Below are 16,776 nucleotides of genomic sequence, written 5' to 3'. Positions count from 1 at the left end.
AGCCGCTCGCAGCTCTGCCCTTCAGTCCGGCCGCCGGACCGCCTAGCTTGCCCTCATGGCCGTGCTGTTCATCTCCCACCCCGAAGTCGAGATCGATCCCGAAGTTCCTGTGGCGCGCTGGCGGCTGTCCGACCGCGGCGTGGCGCGGATGCGCGCCTTCGTCGCCTCGCCGACGGTGGCCAATGTGAGCGAGGTCTGGGCCAGCACGGAAACCAAGGCGATCGAGGCCGCCGGCCTGCTGGCCGCGCGCTTCGGCCTGCCCGTCCATGTCGATTCCCGCCTTGGCGAAAATGACCGCACGGCCACCGGCTTCCTGCCCCCCGCCGAGTTCGAGGCCGTGGCCGACGCCTTCTTCGCCAACCCGGATGAGAGCGTGCGGGGGTGGGAAACGGCCGCCGCCGCCCAGGCCCGCGTGCGCGCCGCCGTCGCGTCCATTCTCGCCGACCGCCGCGGCGCGGGCGACCTCGCCATCGTGGCCCACGGCGCGGTGGGCACGCTCCTCTACTGCGCGCTCCAGGGCGTCCCGATCTCCCGCAAGTTCGACCAGCCCTTCCAGGGCCACGTCTGGTCCTTCAACGCCGAGACCCTCGCGCCGACCCACGGCTGGACGCCCATCGCGCCCCGTTGAGCGGCGGCGCCGCCTAGGATCCGCAGCGGTCCAGACCGGTCTGCGACTCGGCCGGGGTCTCAAGAACCTGTTGCATGCAGCCGAAGAGGTCCGCGATCCGGATCGGTTTCGACACGAAGGCGTCCATCCCAGCGGCCATGTACTCGCGGACCTGGTGGGCCATGGCGTTCGCCGTCAGCGCGACGATCGGAATGCGCGGCGCCCCCGTCTGGGCCTCCAACCTCCGGATCGCTCGCGTGGCGGACGGCCCGTCCAGCTCCGGCATCTCCACGTCCATGAGGATCAGGTCCCAGCGCTCCTGAGTATAGGCGGCCACGGCTTCGACCCCGTTCGCCACCACCACCGGCTCTATGCCGATCTGCTGCAGCAGGGTCCGCAGCACGGTCTGGTTCACTGCATTGTCCTCGGCCGCCAGCACCCGCAGTCCGGCCTCCGGAGCAGCTGCGGCCACCTCCGTCGCCCTGGTGGCCGTCGCCACCTCGGCGCCCAGATAGGGTAGGTCCACCTCCACTCGGAAGGTGCTGCCCTCGCCTGGCGTGCTACGGGCGCCGATCTCTCCGCCCATCAGTTGGACCAGCTCCCGGCAGATCGCCAGACCCAGGCCGGTGCCGCCATATCGCCGCGTGGTCGAGGCATCGGCCTGCTCGAACTTGCTGAACAGGCGGGGCAGCCGGTCGGCCGGGATGCCGATGCCGCTGTCCGCAACCTCCAGGACAAGCCGCCCGGCCTCGCGCATGGCGCGCAGCCGCACCCCGCCCTGATCCGTGAACTTCAGCGCATTCGAGGCCAGGTTGTTCAGCACCTGCCGAAGGCGCGCGGCGTCGCCCCGATAGATCCCTGCCGTCGCGGGCGCGATCTCCACCTCGAAGGCGACGGCCTTGCTGGCCGCGACCCCGCTGAACGTGGCGCGGACTTCCTCCATCAGGCCGGCCAGCGAGAACTCCGCGTCTTCCAGCTCAAGCTTCCCCGCCTCGATCTTCGAGAGGTCCAGCACGTCGTTGAGGATCGCGAGCAGCGCCTCCCCTGACTGCCGCACAGTCTCCAGCCGGCCCCTCTGCCGCTTGGACAGGCGGTCGTTGGCCATGGCCTGCGCCATGCCCAGCACCCCATTTAGCGGCGTGCGGATCTCGTGGCTCATTGTCGCCAGGAAGCGGCTCTTGGCCACGTTGGCGGCCTCGGCCTCCTCCTTGGCCTGTCGCAGCGCGGTCTCCGCCTGCTTTCGGCCCGTGATGTTCTGCATCGCGCCGATCAGCCGGATTGGCTCACCGGCGTCGCTGCGCACCAGCCGCGTCGTACAGGCCGCCCAGACCTCCTTCCCGTCCTGGCGGTTGATCCGGTACTCGGGCCGGAACGGCAGGTCCTCGATCATCGCACGCTCCCACTCGACCGCGATCTGCGCGCGGTCCTCGGGATGGATGGTCAGGTTGGTGTCCCGGGCGATCTCGTCGGGGTCCAGCGACCCGTCGAAGAACGACTCCGCCGCGCCCGCGGTCATCATGGCGCCGGAACGGTAGTCCATTTCCCACACATGCACGTCGGCCAGTTCCACGGCCATCTGCAGTCGCTGCTCGGATTCCTCCACCCGGCTCATCGCCTGCACCATGTCGGTGATGTCCATCGACACCGAGATCGTTCCGCCCACCTCGCCGTCGGCGTCGCGCCACGGCGTCACCTCGGTGCGCCACCACTCCCCGCCATCCCCGCCGCGCGGAGAGTTGAACATGGGGTCCAGGACCGTCTCGCCCGCGAGGCACCGGTCGTAGCTCTCGCGGAACTGCGGGAAATAGTCCGGGCTGATCTCGTACAACGAGCGCCCCAGCACGTCGGCCTCAGCGCGGCTCATCTCCCGCAGCCACTTCACGCTGGCGGCCAGGACCTTCATCTCGCGGTCCGTGACCACGATGGCCGCAGGCACCGCACGCAGCAGCACGTCCAGGATGCTGGCCTGTCCGTCCCGTCCTTGCGCGACGAGCATCGCGACGCCCTGCAACCCTCGATACGGCATTGGCTTCCTTCGTCTTCCGCCCCGGATCTTTTGGCAGAAGTCCTAAAAATTCCATGTCGACCCACCGCACGCATCAGTTGAACTGTTAGTATTCCCGGACGAATATTACGCTCTCGGCCGCGCCCCCGTGACGCACGCGCCTCTCGGTGGCGTCGACTACTGAACATAGCTCGCGGGCACTGGTGTTCATGCCCCAGAATGAGCATGTGACAGGATGTCACGCCCGGGATCGCTTAAGCTTCTGTTCGACGAAGGTTGGCAAAGACCTTCGGGTGTACGAGGACCGATCCCGCGCGAACCGTTATCGCCGCCGCAGCGTGCTGGCGCTTGCGGTTCTGCTCGGCGTCCTGATCGTCGGCGGCGCGGCCGGCCTGATCGCCTTCGCCTGGCGCGCGGTCGACGCCGAGGTCGCCGGTCGGGAGACCCAGCTCGTCCGCCGCGCCGTGACCCGCACCGACGCCCGGCTGGGTCGCGAGACCACCTCGGCGGCGGAGTGGGACGACGCCTTCGACCGGACCGCCCGGCGCGACCTGCGATGGATCGACCTCTACCTCGCCGGCTACTATCGATCCTCCTTCGACCATGACGTGACCCTGGTCTTCGACCCGACCGGCGCGCTCTTCTACGGCGCCCGGGCAGGCGCCCGCGTCCGCGTCGGCGAGCTATCCGAACTGGCGCGCGCCGCTGCGCCCCTGGTCCACGCGGTCCAGGCCGAAGAGCTGCGCCGGCGCGCCCGGCTCGACTACGCGCGTCCTTTGGACGTGAGCAGCCTGTCCTGGCGGACGGCCGCGGTGGAGGCGGGCGGCCAGGTGTATCTCCTCACCGCCGCCAGCCTCCTGCCCTCCAGCCGCCTTCTGAGGGGCCAGCAGCCGGTCCAGGTGGTCCTGTCGGGCCGCGCCGTCGACGCGCGGTTCCTGCAGGAGTTCGAGCAGGACCTCGGCCTCTCGGCGGCGCGGCTGAAACGCGGCGCATTCACCGGCCGCGTCGGCGAGGCGCCCCTGCTCGATGACCGCGGCGCCCCCGTCGCCGCCATCGCCTGGGACCCCGCCCGCCCCGGCATCCAGGTGGTCAAGCGCCGGCTCGAACCCATCGCCGCCGCCCTCCTGGCCATGGCCGCCGTCTGCGCGCTCCTCTGGGTGCGGATCCGGGGCCTTCTCCTGGGGATCGCGGCCAAGGACCGCGAACTGGAGGACAGTCTCGCCGATCTGGTGGCCGCCCGCGACGCGGCCCAGGCCGCCAGCGTCGCCAAGAGCCAGTTCATCGCCAATGTCAGCCACGAGATCCGCACCCCGCTGAACGGCGTGCTCGGCATGGCCCAGGCGATGGAGAGCGACGAGCTTTCGCCCCGCCAGCGGGCGCGGCTGGGGATCGTGCGCGAGTCGGGCGAGTCCCTGCTGGCCATCCTCAACGACGTGCTCGACCTGGCCAAGATCGAGGCCGGCCGGCTCGAGCTCGAAATGACCGAGTTCGACCTCGGCGACCTCGCCAAGGGCGCCCACGCCGCGTTCACCGCCCTCGCCGACCGCAAGGGGCTCGACTTCACCCTCACCGTCTCCGACGAGGCGCGGGGCCGCTACCGCTCCGACTCCACGCGCGTGCGCCAGATCCTCTACAACCTCATCTCCAACGCCCTGAAGTTCACCGAACAGGGCAGCGTCCGGGTCGAGGTCGCCCGCGCCCGCGATGGTCTGCGCTTCGACGTCGCGGACACCGGCGTCGGCATGACCGACGAGGTCCGGCGAAAGGTCTTCGACAGTTTCCAGCAGGCCGACGCCTCCACCACCCGCCGCTTCGGAGGCACCGGCCTGGGCCTCGCCATATGCCGCGAGCTGACCCAGCGTCTGGGCGGCCGGATCGACGTCACCAGCACGCCGGGCCGGGGCTCGGTCTTCACGGTCCTGATCCCCGCCACCCGGCTGGGCGATGCGGCGCCCCCGCGCCCGGCCCCGCCGGCGCCAGAGGGCCTCCCGGCGCCGTCGGCCGCGCCAGGCGGCGTCCGCGTCCTGGCGGCCGAGGACAACCCGATCAACCAGCTCGTGCTCAAGACCCTGCTGCACCAGGTCGGGCTCGACCCCACGGTCGTCGGCGACGGCGCCCAGGCCCTGGACGCCTGGCGCTCGGCCGACTGGGACGTGATCCTCATGGACGTCCAGATGCCGATCCTGGATGGGCCGGACGCGACCCGCCAGATCCGGCTGGAGGAGGCTCGCCTCGGCCGCCCGCGCGTCCCCATCGTCGCCCTGACCGCCAACGCCATGTCCCACCAGGTGAACGCCTACCTCGCCGCCGGCATGGATGCCTGCGTCTCCAAGCCCATCGACCTGGCCCAACTGCTGGACGTCATCTCCGACGTCCTCGGCGACCCCGCCCACCGACCCGACGCCGAGACCGCGTCCGCATAGGCCCGCCCTCGCTCGGGGGGGGCCGACCAGCTCCTAGGGGACCCTGCGATACACGAACCGCTCGCCGTCCTGATGCAGGACCAAGGTGGGCGACGGCGCCGGCCCGGACCCAGGGAACTCGAACAGAATGTCCCCGCCGTACTTGGAGAAGAACCGCGTCGGCGATTGCGGGACGATGAGAAGCTGGCTGGCCCCGGCCGTCACGATCAGCCCCGTCTCCCCGCGGCTGATCTGAATGCGGTCGTCCGCGGCGTACTCGTAGGTTCCGAGCACGCGTTCCAGGGCGGCCGGGGGCACGGCGACCTCGCGTCGCCGGGGCGTCACCTTCAGGTCGACGTCCTGTTGCGGATCCAGCACCCGTCGGCCGATGTCGTCGAGGCCCGCCCCGCTCGCCGCGTCCGCGATGGCGACGACGCCGATGCGCCGCGCGGGGTTGAAGCCCATGAACGCCCGGGCGCCGTCACCGCTGCCGTGGCTCCAGTAGTACGTCTCGCCGTGGATCGTCGTTCGCCGCCAGCCCAGCGCCATGCGGGCGTTCGCATCGTCGCCGGGCCGATCGACCTCCATCATCAGCCGCGCCGCCGCGGGCAGTTCGCCCGGCCCCACGCCCGTGAGGAAAAGCTCCAGCAGCCGCAGGAGATCGTTCGGGGTCGAGCGGAGCCCGCCGGCGGGAGCCAGGACGCCGTCGTCCGACGGGCCGATGGGCTTGAGGTCGAGGTCGTGCCCCTGGGCGCGCCGTCCCGCCGCCTCCGGGGGCTCGCCGAACTGCGTGTCGACGAGGCCCAGCGGACCGGTGACGCGGCGGCGCAGCAGGTCGGGGAAAGGCTCCCGAGCCTTCAGCGCCAGGCCCTGGCCCAGCAGGGCGACACCAAGGTTTGAATAGCGGAATTGGGAGCCCGGCGCCTGGCCGAGCGTGTGGGTCGGCAGGTCCGCGTAGAGCTGCGCGAAGGAATAGCCAGCGTACTTGTTGGGCCGGTCTGGCGCGCCCTCGATGTTGCCCGGCCGAAGCGGCAGGCCGGAGGTGTGCGTCGCCAGATCCGCCAGCGTGATGGCCGCGCCGTCGAACGCCGGGACCGTCACGCCCGGCGGCACGTATCCCGCAAGCGGGCCCTCCAGCCGCGCTTCGCCGCGAACGACGAAGTCGGCGAGCAGCAGGGCCGTGAAGACCTTCGAAAGCGAGGCGATCTCGAACACGGAATCGCCGCCCAGCCGCCGCGCCCGCTGCCGGTCGGTGGGCCCATAGGCGATCAGGCTCCGCCCGGTCGGCCGCACGATCGCGACCACGCCGCCCGTCGCCAGCTTCTGCCGTTCGATCCGAAAGCGAAGCCATCTCTCGACGTCGGCGTCGCTCGCCGGCGCCACGACCGGCGAAGCCGGCTTGACCACGTCCGCGAGCGCCGGCGCCTGCATCGCGGCCACCCACGCGAGCAGCGCAGCCAACAGGAACGTGAGAAGACGCATCATCGGTCCATGCCCCAAATCGGTCCGGCGCCTTGAACGGCCGCCACCCATTGATGTCCGCGTGCACGCATGCCGTCAAAAGCCGCTCTGACCAGCGGACTACCGACCGCTCCGCTGGACGCTCGCGACCACGTCTTCGATCGCGGCGACGACGGCGTCGGGCTTGCTGTACTGCATGGCGTGGTCCGCGCCCTCCACTTCGACCAGCCGCCCTCCCGACGAGAGGCCGACGATCTCCTGGTGCGCCGCCAGCCAGACTTTTTGCAGATCCTGGCGCAGCTCGGGCGCGTCCGCCTCTGCTCGCTCCGTCGCCGTGAGCACGACGAGCGGCATGGCCCCGTAAGGACGCTGCTCGGCGGCGATCTGATCGGCGTTCGCCGTACTCATGCTCTCGGCTTCGGAGATGCCCGTGCGGGCGAAGACCGGATCGAGGTACATGCGGGCCAAAGCTTCGTTCAGCGCCTCCGGATAGCCTGGGATCTTCGGCGGCGGTCCTCCACAAGCCTTGAACATGTCCTCCCGCGGCTTGGCAGCCGCAATGGTTTGCATGCATCCGTCGGACTTGGCCTTGCCCTCGCCGATGAGGGCGCCGACCGCCGGCGAGACCAGCGCAGCGCGACGCTGGGCGTGGTCCAGCGCCGGATCCACAAGCACCAAGGCCGCCGTGCTCGCCGGTTCCCGGCTGGCGAACAGCCGCATCGTCTGCCCGGTCAGCGAATGCCCGACGAGCACGTAGGGCGGCGCAAGATCGGCAGCCCTGAGCAACTGTTGCAGGTCAGCGACGATGTGCTGCGCATCGCGCGGAAACGGTCCGGGGTCGCTGAACGCATAGCCGGCGCGGTCGTACGAGCAGACGCGGGTCGTCCTGGCGATCGCTGGCTGCACCTTGGCCCAGGTCAGCGTGCTTTCGCCCAGGCCGCCGTCCAGGATCACGGTCGGCCGCCCTTCGCCCACGCAGTACAGGTTGAGCCGCCGTCCGTCCGGCAAGGCCACCAGCGTCTGCGGACGGGCATACGCCAGCAATGCATCCGCGGAGGGTGACGCCTGCGCCCTCGGCGGCTCGGCTTGCCCCAGGTTTGCGAACCCGGCCGCCAGTACGGCCGCGCTCACGGAGATGATGCGCCGCGGCATGCTCTCGCCTCCACCGACCTGCGCGCATTACGCATGTAAATCCTGGCGAGATGCAAGCCCGGACCTCACCGGAGCTTGTTTGCGTCCTGCACCCGAAGCGCGCTACCAAGGAGCATGCTAGAGACTGCGGAAACCTGCTGAGCGTCTCGATCTGACGAGACACCCACCAACAGCTGCGACGGCCGCGCTGATCGCGGCCGGTTTGGTCGGCTGCGCCCCCCGGTCCCCTCTACAGGCTCAACAGCATGCAACTCCGCCTTCGACGGGAGCGTCCGGAAGACGCGACCACGATCTACGCCCTCACCGAGGCCGCGTTCGCGGGCTTGCCGTTCAGCGATGGCGTCGAACCCAGGGTCATCGATGCGTTGCGAGCGGCAGGCGCCCTGACCCTTTCCCTCGTTGCGACCGATGCGAACGAGATCGCCGGCCATGTCGCCTTCTCGCCGGTCGCGATCAACGGCCGGCCGAGCGACTGGTACGGGCTCGGACCTGTAGCTGTCTGGCCGCATCGACAGCGGAACGGAATAGGACAGGCCCTGATCCGGGAGGGATTGTGGCGTCTCCAGTCGATGGGCGCCGGCGGTTGCGTCCTCCTGGGAGCCCCCGCTTACTACGCTCGCTTCGGCTTTGAGCGCGATCCACGGCTTCACCACGCCGGCGGACCCGCCTGGGCCTTCCAATGCCTGACCTTGAACGGGCCGCGCCCCGTCGGCGAGGTGAGCTTCCACCCCGCTTTCGATGCGCCATAGGACGAGGACCCGCGGCCACAGACCGGCGCCCCAGTAGCGCCTCGGAGCATCGGCAACCGGACTCGAGGCGCAGTAATCAACCCTGACAGAACTCTCTCAAATTCGCGCGCGGATGTCAAGAACAAACAGCGAACAAGACGACGGTCGCCGTCCGGCCCCGCGAAGGATACGATTTGGAGGAGGCGGGTTCTAAGGCCCCGACGTCCGCGCGGACTTCGCCAGCCGCGGGTCCAACCGGAGGGCCGCCTCGTCGTCGGCGCGCGCGCGGCGCATGTCCTGCGACGCGGCATAGGCGATGCTGCGATGGTGCAAGGCAAGGGCGTCGTTCGGCTCCAGCGCGATGGCCTGGGTGAGATCGGCGATGGCGGCCTCGCCGCGGCCCCGCTTCAGCTCCGAGATGCCGCGCCCGCGCCAGGCCGCCGCATCCTTCGGGTCGAGCGCGAGCGCCGCGCTGTAGTCCGCCACGGCCGCCACGTGGTCGCCCTTCGCCTGATGGAGGCCGGCCCGCTGGCGGAAGGCGACCTCACGCGTCGGATCGAGGGCGATCACCCGGTCGTAGTCGGCCATCGCCAGCGAACCCTTGCCCTTGGCCTTCAGGGCCTGGGCGCGGTTGAGCAGGGCGTCGACATGGTGCGGGTCGATGGCGATGGCGTGTCCCAGGTCGTCGACCGCCCGGTCCCAGTCGGCCTGCTGCATATAGGCCGCGGCCCGGTTGTTGTAGGCGTCCCGGAACATGGGATTCAGCGCGATGGCGCGGGTGAAGTCGGCGATGGCGAGCGCACGCGCGCCCTCGGCCAGGTAGGCGTCGCCGCGCACCTTGATCAGCTCCGCGTCCGTCGGATTGAGATCGATGGCCCGGCCGAACTCGGCGATGGCCTGATCGCCGCGCCCCAGGGCCTGCAGCGCGGTTCCCCGCGCCCGGTGGCCGCCGGCCACACCGGGATCGAGGCGCAGCGCCTCCGCCGCGTCGGCCTCGGCACGCGCGGCGTTCCCCGCCTTCTGGTGGGCGAGGCCCCGATTGCGCCAGGCCACGGCGTCGGCCGGGTCCAGGGAAATGGCGGTCGAGAAGTCCGCGATCGCGGCCTCGACGTCGCCGGCGTTGCTGCGCAGCACGCCGCGGGTGACGAAGACAGCCCCATCCTGCGGCGAAAGCCGCGCGGCGGCGTCGAGGTCAGCCAGGGCGGCCGCGTTGTCGCCGCGCCGCATGGCCACCCCCGCGCGGTTCAGATAGGCCGAGGCCACGGTCGGATCCGCGGCGATGGCGGCCGCGTAGTCGGCGGCCGCGCGGCCGTCGTCCCCCTTCGCCGCATGGGCCATCCCGCGATTGACGTAGGTGCGCGCCACCACGCCCTCGGTCCGGGCGGCGGCGGGGCCCAGCTCCAGGGCCGCGTCGTAGTCGGCGATGGCCCGGTCCCACGCGCCGCGCTGCTGATGGACGAAGCCGCGGTTGCGCAGCGCCACGGCGCGCTCGACGGGCGTCCGGCTCGGCCCCTCGATGATGCGGGTACACGCCCGCACCATTTCCTCCGGCTCGCCGGAGGCGCAGGCGATGGCGTTGCGGTCGATGACGGGCCGCCCCTGGTCCTGCGCTCTGGCCCCGCCTTGCGCCGCCAGAGCCAGTCCCAGCGCGAGCCAGACAGTGTTCCGCATCATTCCCGTCACCCCATGATCGCGACCGATGCGATGCCTTCGGTTACGACCTCCAAGGCCATCACGCTATACACGTGCACGGGCATAACACGCTTCCGCGTTGCGCCCGCACGCTGCGCGGCCGCCCCCTCACCTCGCCTCGCCGCCCGCCGCCAGGATGTCCAGGGCCACCTTCAGCACCGCCTCCAGCCGCCCGGCGTCCCGGTCGCCGCCGGCGGCCTCGCGCGGGGTGCGTTCCTCGCCGCAGACCAGGTCGCACGCCGCGACCAGGTCGGGCTGGCGCCACAGCCGCCGGCGGAAGTCGGCCAGCCGGCGGCGCGCCAGTTCGGTCTCCTCCCCGTGCGCCAGGACGTCCTGGATCGACGGGGGGACGAACTCGCCGCGCACCCGCGGGTCCAGGGTGGACGGGATCGCCTTCTCCAGCTTCACCCGCCGATAGACCCGGCCATAGAGCTCGCCCGCCGCCTTGGCCGAGGGATCGATCCGCCCCTTGGCCGCCAGCCAGTCCAGCCCGCTCTGCCGCCGGTAGGGTTGCGCCCGGGCGCCGGGCGCGGGTCCTGCCACCGCCTGGCCGCGGGCGCGGGACAGGGCCACCGTCTCGGCGACGCCGGCGGCCACCGCCGCCGCCTCGCCCCGCGCCTTCGCCTGCCGCTCCAGGCGCAGCAGCCGGTCGCGCGCCGCCCGCTGGGCCTTCAGGGCCGGATCGCGGGAGGTTTTCGGCCCGCTCATGGCGTCACCCCCCGCGCCACCACCGCGTCGGCCAGGCGATAGACCGCCTCTGACGCCTCGGCTTCTCCTTCGATGACCACCAGGCCCGCGGCCGTGTGCGCCAGGAGTTCGCGCAGGAAGCGGCCGCGCTCGGCCGCGCGGCGGCGGCTGAGCGCTCCCGCCACCAGGGCCGCAGCGTCCGGAGCCCCGCTCATCGCCGGACCCCCGGCGCCGTCAGCGCCGGATAGCCCCCGGCCGCCACGACCGCGGCCACATGCGCCTCGTGCCGGGCGAACCGCGGTCGCATCCGGTCCAGCATCTTGCCGGGCCGGGCGACCCTGAAGACGTTTTCGAGCATGCCGGCCTGCCGCGGCGTGAGCGCCAGCTCCGCCTGGGCGCGGGATTGGGAGGCCCCGCCGTACCGGAGCGCGGCGTAGGTCGATGGGATGTGGGATGAGGTTTCCATGATCGAAATGTAGGAAACATACGGTGGATTGCGCAACCTTTGTCTGCAGGTTATCTACACCACCATGGACGGTCGCGCACAACGGCTCCGGCAGGCCCGCCTGGACAGAGGCTACGACACCGCTGCGTCAGCTGCGGACGCACATGGGTGGAGCCGCAACACCTATGCCTCGAACGAGAACGGCAACGCCCCCTTCTCCTATCGGCGCGCCAAGGAATACGCCGCCGCCTTCGGGGTCAGCGCCGAGTGGCTCTACGACGCCACGGGGCCGGCCCGGCCGGGTGGGGGCGATGCGACCGAAGTCCCGGTGGTCGGGCGCGTGGGGGCCAACCCCGACGGCACGGTGCTGTTCGCCCTCGGCCAGGACCCGGCCGAACTGGCGCCGATCCCCCCGGGTGGGACCGACCGAGCCCGCGCGCTGCGGGTGGTCGGCCACTCCATGCGCGGCCTCGCCGACGACGGGGCCCTGATCTATTTCGAGGACCAGCGCACCGCGCCCACGCCCGACATGCTGGGCCAGGTGGTGATCGTCGAGACCGACACCGACGAGGTTCTGGTCAAGCGGCTGCTGCGCGGCTCGCGCCCCGGCCTCTACGACTTGGAGAGTGTGGCCGGCCCCATGCGCCGCGACGCCCGCCTGCGCTGGGCGGCCCACATCACCGCCATCATCCCGCCGTTCCAGGCCCGCCGGATCATCCGCGGTGCGGCTTGACTGTATGATTTAGACGTCGATCCCCGACCACCAGATCTGTAGATTACATGTGCAACGAATTCGCCCAGGAGCGATCCCTCGACGAGCTGCTCAGGCAGTTCGCCCAGCTCGAGCTGCCGCTGACCTTTGAGGGCGGCGCGCCCAACATGGAGCCCCGGGCCTCGGTCCGGCCCACGGACCCGGCCTACATCGTCACCGGCCACGAGGGGACGGCGCGCCTTGCCCAGATGCGCTGGGGGTTTCCCGGCCCTCGGGGGCCGGTGATCAACTTCCGCTCGGACGGACGCAGCTTTCCAAAGGGCCGGTGCCTGGTCCCCATCGACGCCTTCTTCGAGTTCACGGGTCCGAAGGCCCCGAAGTCGAAGTGGCGCTTCACGGCGAGCGACGATGCGGTGCTGGGCGTCGCCGGCCTGATCCGCGACGATCGCTTCACCCTGCTCACCTGCCCGCCCGGGCCGGACATCGCGCCGTACCACGACCGTCAGATCGCCATCCTGCCCCACGCGCAGTGGGCCGCCTGGCTGGACGTCAGCCAGCCGCAACCGGCCATCGCGCCTGCGCCTGCGGGCACGCTGAAGGTGGTCCAGATTCGCTAAGGCTGACGCCTGTTAGGGCAGATCCTCGGCCAGGATCGACATGTTGAAGACGTACGAGCCGTCGCCGTCCTCGTCCTCGAACACCACGCCGATGAACTCCTCGCCGATATAGACCTCGGCGGAGTCCTTCTGCTTCGGGCGCGGCACGAGCGTGATGCGCGCGTTCGCGAAAGTCCCCCGGAGGTGGCCTTCGACCTTGCGGATAGCTCTCTCGTCCACGCCAAAACGCTCCGTGCAAATCGTTGCGCGGAACCTAGCCGGTCCGACGCCCGGGCGAAACCTCAGATGACGTAGTCGTACACAGCATCGGCCAGGGTGTGGTCCATGCTCTTGGCCGGCTCCTCGCAGGTCGGGCAGTTGACCAGCCGCGCCGGCACCCCGGCCGCGGTGCAGCCCGACGGCACCGGCTTCAGCACCACCGAGCCCGACGCGATCTTGGCGTAGTCGCCGATGGTGATGTTGCCCAGCACCTTGGCGCCCGCGCCCAGCAGCACGCCGCGGCCGATCTTCGGATGCCGGTCGCCCTGCTCGGCGCCGGTCCCGCCCAGGGTCACGCCCTGGAGCATCGACACATCGTCGCCGATCACCGCCGTCTCCCCGATCACGATGCCGGTGCCGTGGTCGACGAAGACGCCGCGGCCGATCCGGGTCGCCGGGTTGATGTCCACCTGGAACAGCTCGCTCGACCGGCTCTGCAGATAGAACGCCAGCGTCTCGCGGCCCTCGTTGTAGAGCCAGTGCGCCACCCGGTGCGTCTGCAGGGCCAGGAACCCCTTGAAGAACAGGAACGGCTGGACATAGCCCTTGCAGGCCGGATCCCGCTCGAACACCGCCTTCAGGTCGGCCTCGGCGATCTCCACGATGGAGGGATCGGCCTCATAGGCCTCCTCGACCGTGTCGCGCAGGCTCATGGCCCGCAGCTCCTGGTCGCCCAGCTTGCGGGCCAGCTGATAGCTCAGCGCATCGCCCAGGCTGTCGTGGTTCAGGATCACGGCCGCCAGCAGGCTGGCCAGCGCGGCCTCGTTCTTTGCGGCGGCATAGGCCTCGTTGCGCAGTGCGGCCCACACGGGCGGCGGCGTGGCGGGGTTCACCACCTCCAGGCGCTGACTCATGGTCTCCTCCCGACCCATAGGCTTCTCCCTAGCCTAACATGGCGCGCGCAAGCGCAGGCGCCAAAAGCCCTTCCCGAGCCATATGGTAAGCCTTCAGCAGCATCGCCACCGTCAGCATATCCTTGATCTCGCCGGCCATCGCGACGTCCAACGCCTCGCGGAACGGAACGCGCGCGACCTCCAGGGCCTCGGTGTCGTCCATCTCCTGCCCGGCCCGGGCCCGCGACAGCCCCAGCGCGAGGTAGCCGAACATCAGTTCGTCGGTGACCGAGTTCGACAGCTGCGTGCGCATCACCTCGTGCCACTCGGCGGCTTGCAGGCCCGTCTCCTCGGCCAGTTCGCGCTTGGCGCTTTCCAGCGGGTCCTCGTCGACCGGGCCGCCGCCTTCCGGCAGCTCCCAGCTGTAGTCCGCCGCCGGAAAGCGGTTCTGGCCCACCAGCACCGTGGAGCCGTCGTCGTAGAGCGGCAGGATGGCGATCGCATAGTTCTTGAAGCCGACCAGCCCGTAGCGGGCCGGCGCCCCGGTCGGCGCGGTGGCCGCGTACTCCGTCACTGAGATCCAGGGATTGTCGTAGACCACCGCGCCCGGGCCCCGCACCCAGGGCTTGCCGTGCGATCTCAGCCAGGCCGGCTTCGCCATCATGTTCCTCCCCTCGCCTTGCGGATCGCAGCGGCGGCCCCATAAAGAGGATCCCACCTACCGGGACTCCAGACACCGGACCAGCCGTTGACCTCAGCCTTGCCGCCCGCCCCCGAGTTCGGGGCGGCGCTTCCCTTCGAAGCCGCCCCCGATGTTCTGCGCTTCCTGGCGCTTCGCCGCTCGACGCCGGCGGTGACGCTGGCCGAGCCTGCGCCCAACGGCAGTCAGTTGGCCGATCTTCTACGGATCGCCGCTCGCGCGCCCGACCACGGCAAACTCGCGCCGTGGCGTTTCGTGATCCTGGAGGGCGCGGACAAGGCGGCCTTCGCCGCCAGGCTGGACGCCCTCGCCCAGTCCCGCGGCGATGCGACCCTCGCGGCCAAGCTCGCAAAGCTGAAGATCCCGCCGATGGCCGTGGCTGTGATCTCGTCACCCCGCCCCGGCGCAATCCCGGAGTGGGAACAGATCCTGTCGGCCGGGGTCGTCTGCACCAACCTGCTCTACGCAGCGCTCGCCATGGGCTTCGGCGCAAACTGGATCACGGACTGGTACAGCTACGACGCGGACGCGACGGCTGTTCTGGGCGTGAGAGAAGGCGAGCGGGTGGCCGGCTTCGTGCTGATCGGCACGGCCCGGGAAGCGCCGCTGGAGCGAGAGCGCCCAGACCTCGATCCCCTCGTCCGTCGCTGGACGCCCTAGAGGCGCCGCCCTTCAGAATCCGACCGCCAGAAACACGGCGGCCGGACGACGCGCCGCGCCGCCCGGCCTGAGGTGACACGCCCGAGGAGAGTATGGGCGCGTTACGTATAGGCCTCCTGGCGACTTTTGGGAAGCCCGAATAGGCGCGCGAATAGGTTCGGATGGCCACTTCGCCTGGCGCGAGAGTAGGCCCTCCGGCGATCTCGATAGTGAAGCTCCGGGAACGATGCAGCTATACGTCGCGGCGCATCGATCTATGCTGCGATGGGGCGAGTATTCACAAGACGTACATCCACGTGGCAACTCAAGGCGGGCCACCGATACGTTCAGCCACGCCCTCGATATGGCGCGACGCCTTGATCGGGCAACCACAGTCCTTCGGGCGCCGGGCCGCTTTGCCAGAACACGTCGATGGGAATGCCGCCTCGCGGATACCAGTACCCGCCGATCCTGAGCCACTGGGGCGTCAGGAGATCGATCAGGCGCTTGCCCACCGCCACCGTGCAGTCCTCGTGAAAAGCGCCATGGTTGCGGAACGAGCCCAGATACAGCTTGAGCGACTTGGATTCCACGAGCCAGTCGCGGGGGACGTAGTCGATCACCAGGTGCGCGAAATCCGGCTGACCGGTGACCGGGCACAATGATGTGAACTCGGGCGCCGTGAAGCGCACCAGATAGGCCGTGCCGGGGTGCGGGTTCGGCACGCGTTCAAGGACCGCCGTCTCCGGGCTGTCGAAGCCCCGGGTCTCGCGGCCCAGCTGCGTGAGGTGGGTCTCTTCCATGGCGGGCGCTTTACCGGCTACTAGCACCCCAAACAACATCGGGAGGCGCGGCGATGGCCAAGGGCGACTATCAGGACTTCGTGGTGGTGGTGACCGGCGCCTCTACCGGGCTCGGGCGCGCGGTGGCGGTCGAGGTCGCCTCGCGCGGCGCAAAGGCGGTGGTGATCAACTACGCCCGCAACCGCGACGACGCCGAGGAGACCGCGCGCCAGTGCCAGGCCCATGGCGCGGAGACCATGCTCGTCCAGGGCGACGTCGCCAACGACGACGATTGCCGCCGCATCGCCGCGGCCGCGGAGCCCTACGGGCGCATCGACGCCCTCTTCAACAACGCGGGCACCACCAAGTTCAACGGCCATGCCAACCTCGACGGCGTCTCCGGCCAGGACTTCCTCGACCTCTATGCCGTGAATGTCGTGGGTCCCTACCAGATGGTCCGGGCTTGCCGGGCGCTGCTGGAGGCGGCGCCCCGCCCCGGCGCGGTGGTCATGACGGCGTCGATCGCCGGGGTCACCGGCATCGGATCCTCCGTCCCCTACGCCGCCTCCAAGGGCGCGCTCAACACCATGACCCTGTCGCTGGCCCGCGCGCTGGCGCCGAAGATCCGCGTGAACGCGGTCTGCCCCGGGTTCATCGACACCCCGTGGTTCGGCAAGGGGATGGGCGAAGCCGCCGCCGAGAAGGTGCGCGCCAACGCGGCGGCCAGCACCCCGCTCAAGGTGGCGTCCACAGCAGAGGACATCGCCGCCTCGGCCGTGTTCCTGGCCTCGCCCCATTCGCGCCACGTGACCGGCGAGACGCTGCTCGTGGACGCCGGATCGCACCTCGGATTCGCCGCACTGGTGGCGCGCTAAAAACGCTGCCGCAAGGTCAGCTTGCCCGCTTTCCGGGCAATCCGGGATGCGGGCGCCCAATCTATCGTCAGCCATCCCGAGGCTGCGCTGTCGCGTGTTCGTCACGTTGTGATCTGCACGCCGCCCCGACGACCATGGTTACGCCCGTCGGCTCCGGCCGGACGGACGTAAGAGGGGATAA

Annotated in this window: 18 protein-coding genes; 7 read left to right on the top strand and 11 right to left on the bottom strand. The window is 70.4% G+C overall.

Annotated features, from left to right (window positions below; all coding sequences use genetic code 11):
- Positions 1–55 precede the first annotated feature (55 nt).
- Positions 56–628: a histidine phosphatase family protein gene (locus tag A2790_RS08590; RefSeq protein ID WP_293389992.1), complete on the top strand. Its 573-nt coding sequence runs from the start codon at positions 56–58 to the stop codon at positions 626–628.
- Between the two features lie 13 nt (positions 629–641).
- On the opposite strand, the gene A2790_RS08585 is transcribed toward A2790_RS08590, so the two are convergent.
- Entirely contained in the window at positions 642–2,603 is a 1,962-nt protein-coding gene (locus A2790_RS08585) for an ATP-binding protein (protein ID WP_293389989.1), read from the bottom strand.
- A gap of 302 nt (positions 2,604–2,905) precedes the next feature.
- On the opposite strand from A2790_RS08585, the gene A2790_RS08580 reads away from it, so the two are divergent.
- Entirely contained in the window at positions 2,906–5,035 is a 2,130-nt protein-coding gene (locus A2790_RS08580) for an ATP-binding protein (RefSeq protein ID WP_293389986.1), read from the top strand.
- A gap of 33 nt (positions 5,036–5,068) precedes the next feature.
- Here A2790_RS08580 and A2790_RS08575 read toward each other — a convergent pair whose 3' ends face one another.
- Both A2790_RS08575 and A2790_RS08570 read right to left on the bottom strand, forming a co-directional pair.
- Positions 5,069–6,496 carry a serine hydrolase gene (locus A2790_RS08575; protein WP_293389983.1) on the bottom strand — a complete coding sequence of 476 codons (1,428 nt, stop codon included), beginning with the start codon at positions 6,494–6,496 and terminating at the stop codon, positions 5,069–5,071.
- A gap of 99 nt (positions 6,497–6,595) precedes the next feature.
- Positions 6,596–7,627 (bottom strand): alpha/beta hydrolase, encoded by a 1,032-nt coding sequence (locus A2790_RS08570; RefSeq protein WP_293389980.1) that lies wholly within the window; start codon positions 7,625–7,627, stop codon positions 6,596–6,598.
- 245 nt (positions 7,628–7,872) lie between these two features.
- Here A2790_RS08570 and A2790_RS08565 point away from each other — a divergent pair, with 245 nt between their 5' ends.
- A complete protein-coding gene (locus A2790_RS08565; protein WP_293389977.1) occupies positions 7,873–8,376 on the top strand; it encodes an N-acetyltransferase in 504 nt (167 codons plus the stop codon).
- 189 nt (positions 8,377–8,565) lie between these two features.
- On the opposite strand, the gene A2790_RS08560 is transcribed toward A2790_RS08565, so the two are convergent.
- From A2790_RS08560 to A2790_RS08545, 4 genes are all read right to left on the bottom strand, one after another.
- Positions 8,566–10,029, bottom strand: coding sequence for a tetratricopeptide repeat protein (locus A2790_RS08560; protein ID WP_293389974.1), 1,464 nt, complete (start codon positions 10,027–10,029; stop codon positions 8,566–8,568).
- Positions 10,030–10,155: 126 nt separating this feature from the next.
- Positions 10,156–10,755, bottom strand: a complete 600-nt coding sequence (locus A2790_RS08555) for a hypothetical protein (protein ID WP_293389971.1) — start codon at positions 10,753–10,755, stop codon at positions 10,156–10,158.
- The gene (locus A2790_RS08550; RefSeq protein ID WP_293389968.1) at positions 10,752–10,949 is read right to left on the bottom strand and encodes a hypothetical protein; all 198 of its coding nucleotides are present in this window, start codon (positions 10,947–10,949) and stop codon (positions 10,752–10,754) included. Before A2790_RS08550 ends, A2790_RS08555 begins: the two co-directional genes overlap by 4 nt.
- The gene (locus A2790_RS08545) at positions 10,946–11,200 is read right to left on the bottom strand and encodes a hypothetical protein (protein ID WP_293389965.1); all 255 of its coding nucleotides are present in this window, start codon (positions 11,198–11,200) and stop codon (positions 10,946–10,948) included. The genes A2790_RS08550 and A2790_RS08545 overlap by 4 nt, the downstream gene beginning before the upstream one ends.
- 28 nt (positions 11,201–11,228) lie before the next feature.
- Here A2790_RS08545 and A2790_RS08540 point away from each other — a divergent pair, with 28 nt between their 5' ends.
- Together A2790_RS08540 and A2790_RS08535 are read left to right on the top strand one after the other, a co-directional pair.
- Complete coding sequence (locus tag A2790_RS08540) at positions 11,229–11,912, top strand: peptidase S24 (RefSeq protein ID WP_293389962.1); 684 nt, start codon at positions 11,229–11,231, stop codon at positions 11,910–11,912.
- Between the two features lie 47 nt (positions 11,913–11,959).
- Positions 11,960–12,508, top strand: coding sequence for an SOS response-associated peptidase family protein (locus A2790_RS08535; protein WP_293389959.1), 549 nt, complete (start codon positions 11,960–11,962; stop codon positions 12,506–12,508).
- A 12-nt stretch (positions 12,509–12,520) separates the two neighbouring features.
- Here A2790_RS08535 and A2790_RS08530 read toward each other — a convergent pair whose 3' ends face one another.
- From A2790_RS08530 to A2790_RS08520, 3 genes are all read right to left on the bottom strand, one after another.
- A complete protein-coding gene (locus A2790_RS08530) occupies positions 12,521–12,727 on the bottom strand; it encodes a DUF3126 family protein (protein ID WP_068876285.1) in 207 nt (68 codons plus the stop codon).
- A gap of 62 nt (positions 12,728–12,789) precedes the next feature.
- Positions 12,790–13,620 (bottom strand): serine O-acetyltransferase, encoded by an 831-nt coding sequence (cysE, locus tag A2790_RS08525; protein WP_293389956.1) that lies wholly within the window; start codon positions 13,618–13,620, stop codon positions 12,790–12,792.
- A gap of 28 nt (positions 13,621–13,648) precedes the next feature.
- Positions 13,649–14,263: an NUDIX hydrolase gene (locus A2790_RS08520; protein WP_293389953.1), complete on the bottom strand. Its 615-nt coding sequence runs from the start codon at positions 14,261–14,263 to the stop codon at positions 13,649–13,651.
- Between the two features lie 84 nt (positions 14,264–14,347).
- On the opposite strand from A2790_RS08520, the gene A2790_RS08515 reads away from it, so the two are divergent.
- Complete coding sequence (locus A2790_RS08515) at positions 14,348–14,959, top strand: nitroreductase (RefSeq protein ID WP_293389950.1); 612 nt, start codon at positions 14,348–14,350, stop codon at positions 14,957–14,959.
- 326 nt (positions 14,960–15,285) lie between these two features.
- On the opposite strand, the gene queF is transcribed toward A2790_RS08515, so the two are convergent.
- Positions 15,286–15,741, bottom strand: coding sequence for a preQ(1) synthase (queF, locus tag A2790_RS08510; RefSeq protein WP_293389947.1), 456 nt, complete (start codon positions 15,739–15,741; stop codon positions 15,286–15,288).
- 53 nt (positions 15,742–15,794) lie between these two features.
- On the opposite strand from queF, the gene A2790_RS08505 reads away from it, so the two are divergent.
- Positions 15,795–16,595, top strand: a complete 801-nt coding sequence (locus A2790_RS08505) for an SDR family NAD(P)-dependent oxidoreductase (RefSeq protein ID WP_293389944.1) — start codon at positions 15,795–15,797, stop codon at positions 16,593–16,595.
- Positions 16,596–16,776 lie beyond the last annotated feature (181 nt).

Source organism: Phenylobacterium sp. RIFCSPHIGHO2_01_FULL_69_31 (assembly GCF_001824475.1).
GTDB lineage: Bacteria > Pseudomonadota > Alphaproteobacteria > Caulobacterales > Caulobacteraceae > Phenylobacterium.
This window is presented reverse-complemented; position numbering and strand designations above follow the sequence as displayed.

Excerpts from the sequence above, each read along its gene's own strand:
- A2790_RS08590 (WP_293389992.1), top strand. The coding sequence starts at position 56 with ATGGCCGTGCTGTTCATCTCCCACCCCGAAGTCGAGATCGATCCCGAA.
- A2790_RS08585 (WP_293389989.1), bottom strand. The coding sequence starts at position 2,603 with ATGCTCGTCGCGCAAGGACGGGACGGACAGGCCAGCATCCTGGACGTG.
- A2790_RS08575 (WP_293389983.1), bottom strand. The coding sequence starts at position 6,496 with ATGCGTCTTCTCACGTTCCTGTTGGCTGCGCTGCTCGCGTGGGTGGCC.
- A2790_RS08570 (WP_293389980.1), bottom strand. The coding sequence starts at position 7,627 with ATGCCGCGGCGCATCATCTCCGTGAGCGCGGCCGTACTGGCGGCCGGG.
- A2790_RS08565 (WP_293389977.1), top strand. The coding sequence starts at position 7,873 with ATGCAACTCCGCCTTCGACGGGAGCGTCCGGAAGACGCGACCACGATC.
- A2790_RS08560 (WP_293389974.1), bottom strand. The coding sequence starts at position 10,029 with ATGATGCGGAACACTGTCTGGCTCGCGCTGGGACTGGCTCTGGCGGCG.
- A2790_RS08555 (WP_293389971.1), bottom strand. The coding sequence starts at position 10,755 with ATGAGCGGGCCGAAAACCTCCCGCGATCCGGCCCTGAAGGCCCAGCGG.
- A2790_RS08550 (WP_293389968.1), bottom strand. The coding sequence starts at position 10,949 with ATGAGCGGGGCTCCGGACGCTGCGGCCCTGGTGGCGGGAGCGCTCAGC.
- A2790_RS08545 (WP_293389965.1), bottom strand. The coding sequence starts at position 11,200 with ATGGAAACCTCATCCCACATCCCATCGACCTACGCCGCGCTCCGGTAC.
- A2790_RS08535 (WP_293389959.1), top strand. The coding sequence starts at position 11,960 with ATGTGCAACGAATTCGCCCAGGAGCGATCCCTCGACGAGCTGCTCAGG.
- cysE (WP_293389956.1), bottom strand. The coding sequence starts at position 13,620 with ATGAGTCAGCGCCTGGAGGTGGTGAACCCCGCCACGCCGCCGCCCGTG.
- A2790_RS08520 (WP_293389953.1), bottom strand. The coding sequence starts at position 14,263 with ATGATGGCGAAGCCGGCCTGGCTGAGATCGCACGGCAAGCCCTGGGTG.
- queF (WP_293389947.1), bottom strand. The coding sequence starts at position 15,741 with ATGGAAGAGACCCACCTCACGCAGCTGGGCCGCGAGACCCGGGGCTTC.
- A2790_RS08505 (WP_293389944.1), top strand. The coding sequence starts at position 15,795 with ATGGCCAAGGGCGACTATCAGGACTTCGTGGTGGTGGTGACCGGCGCC.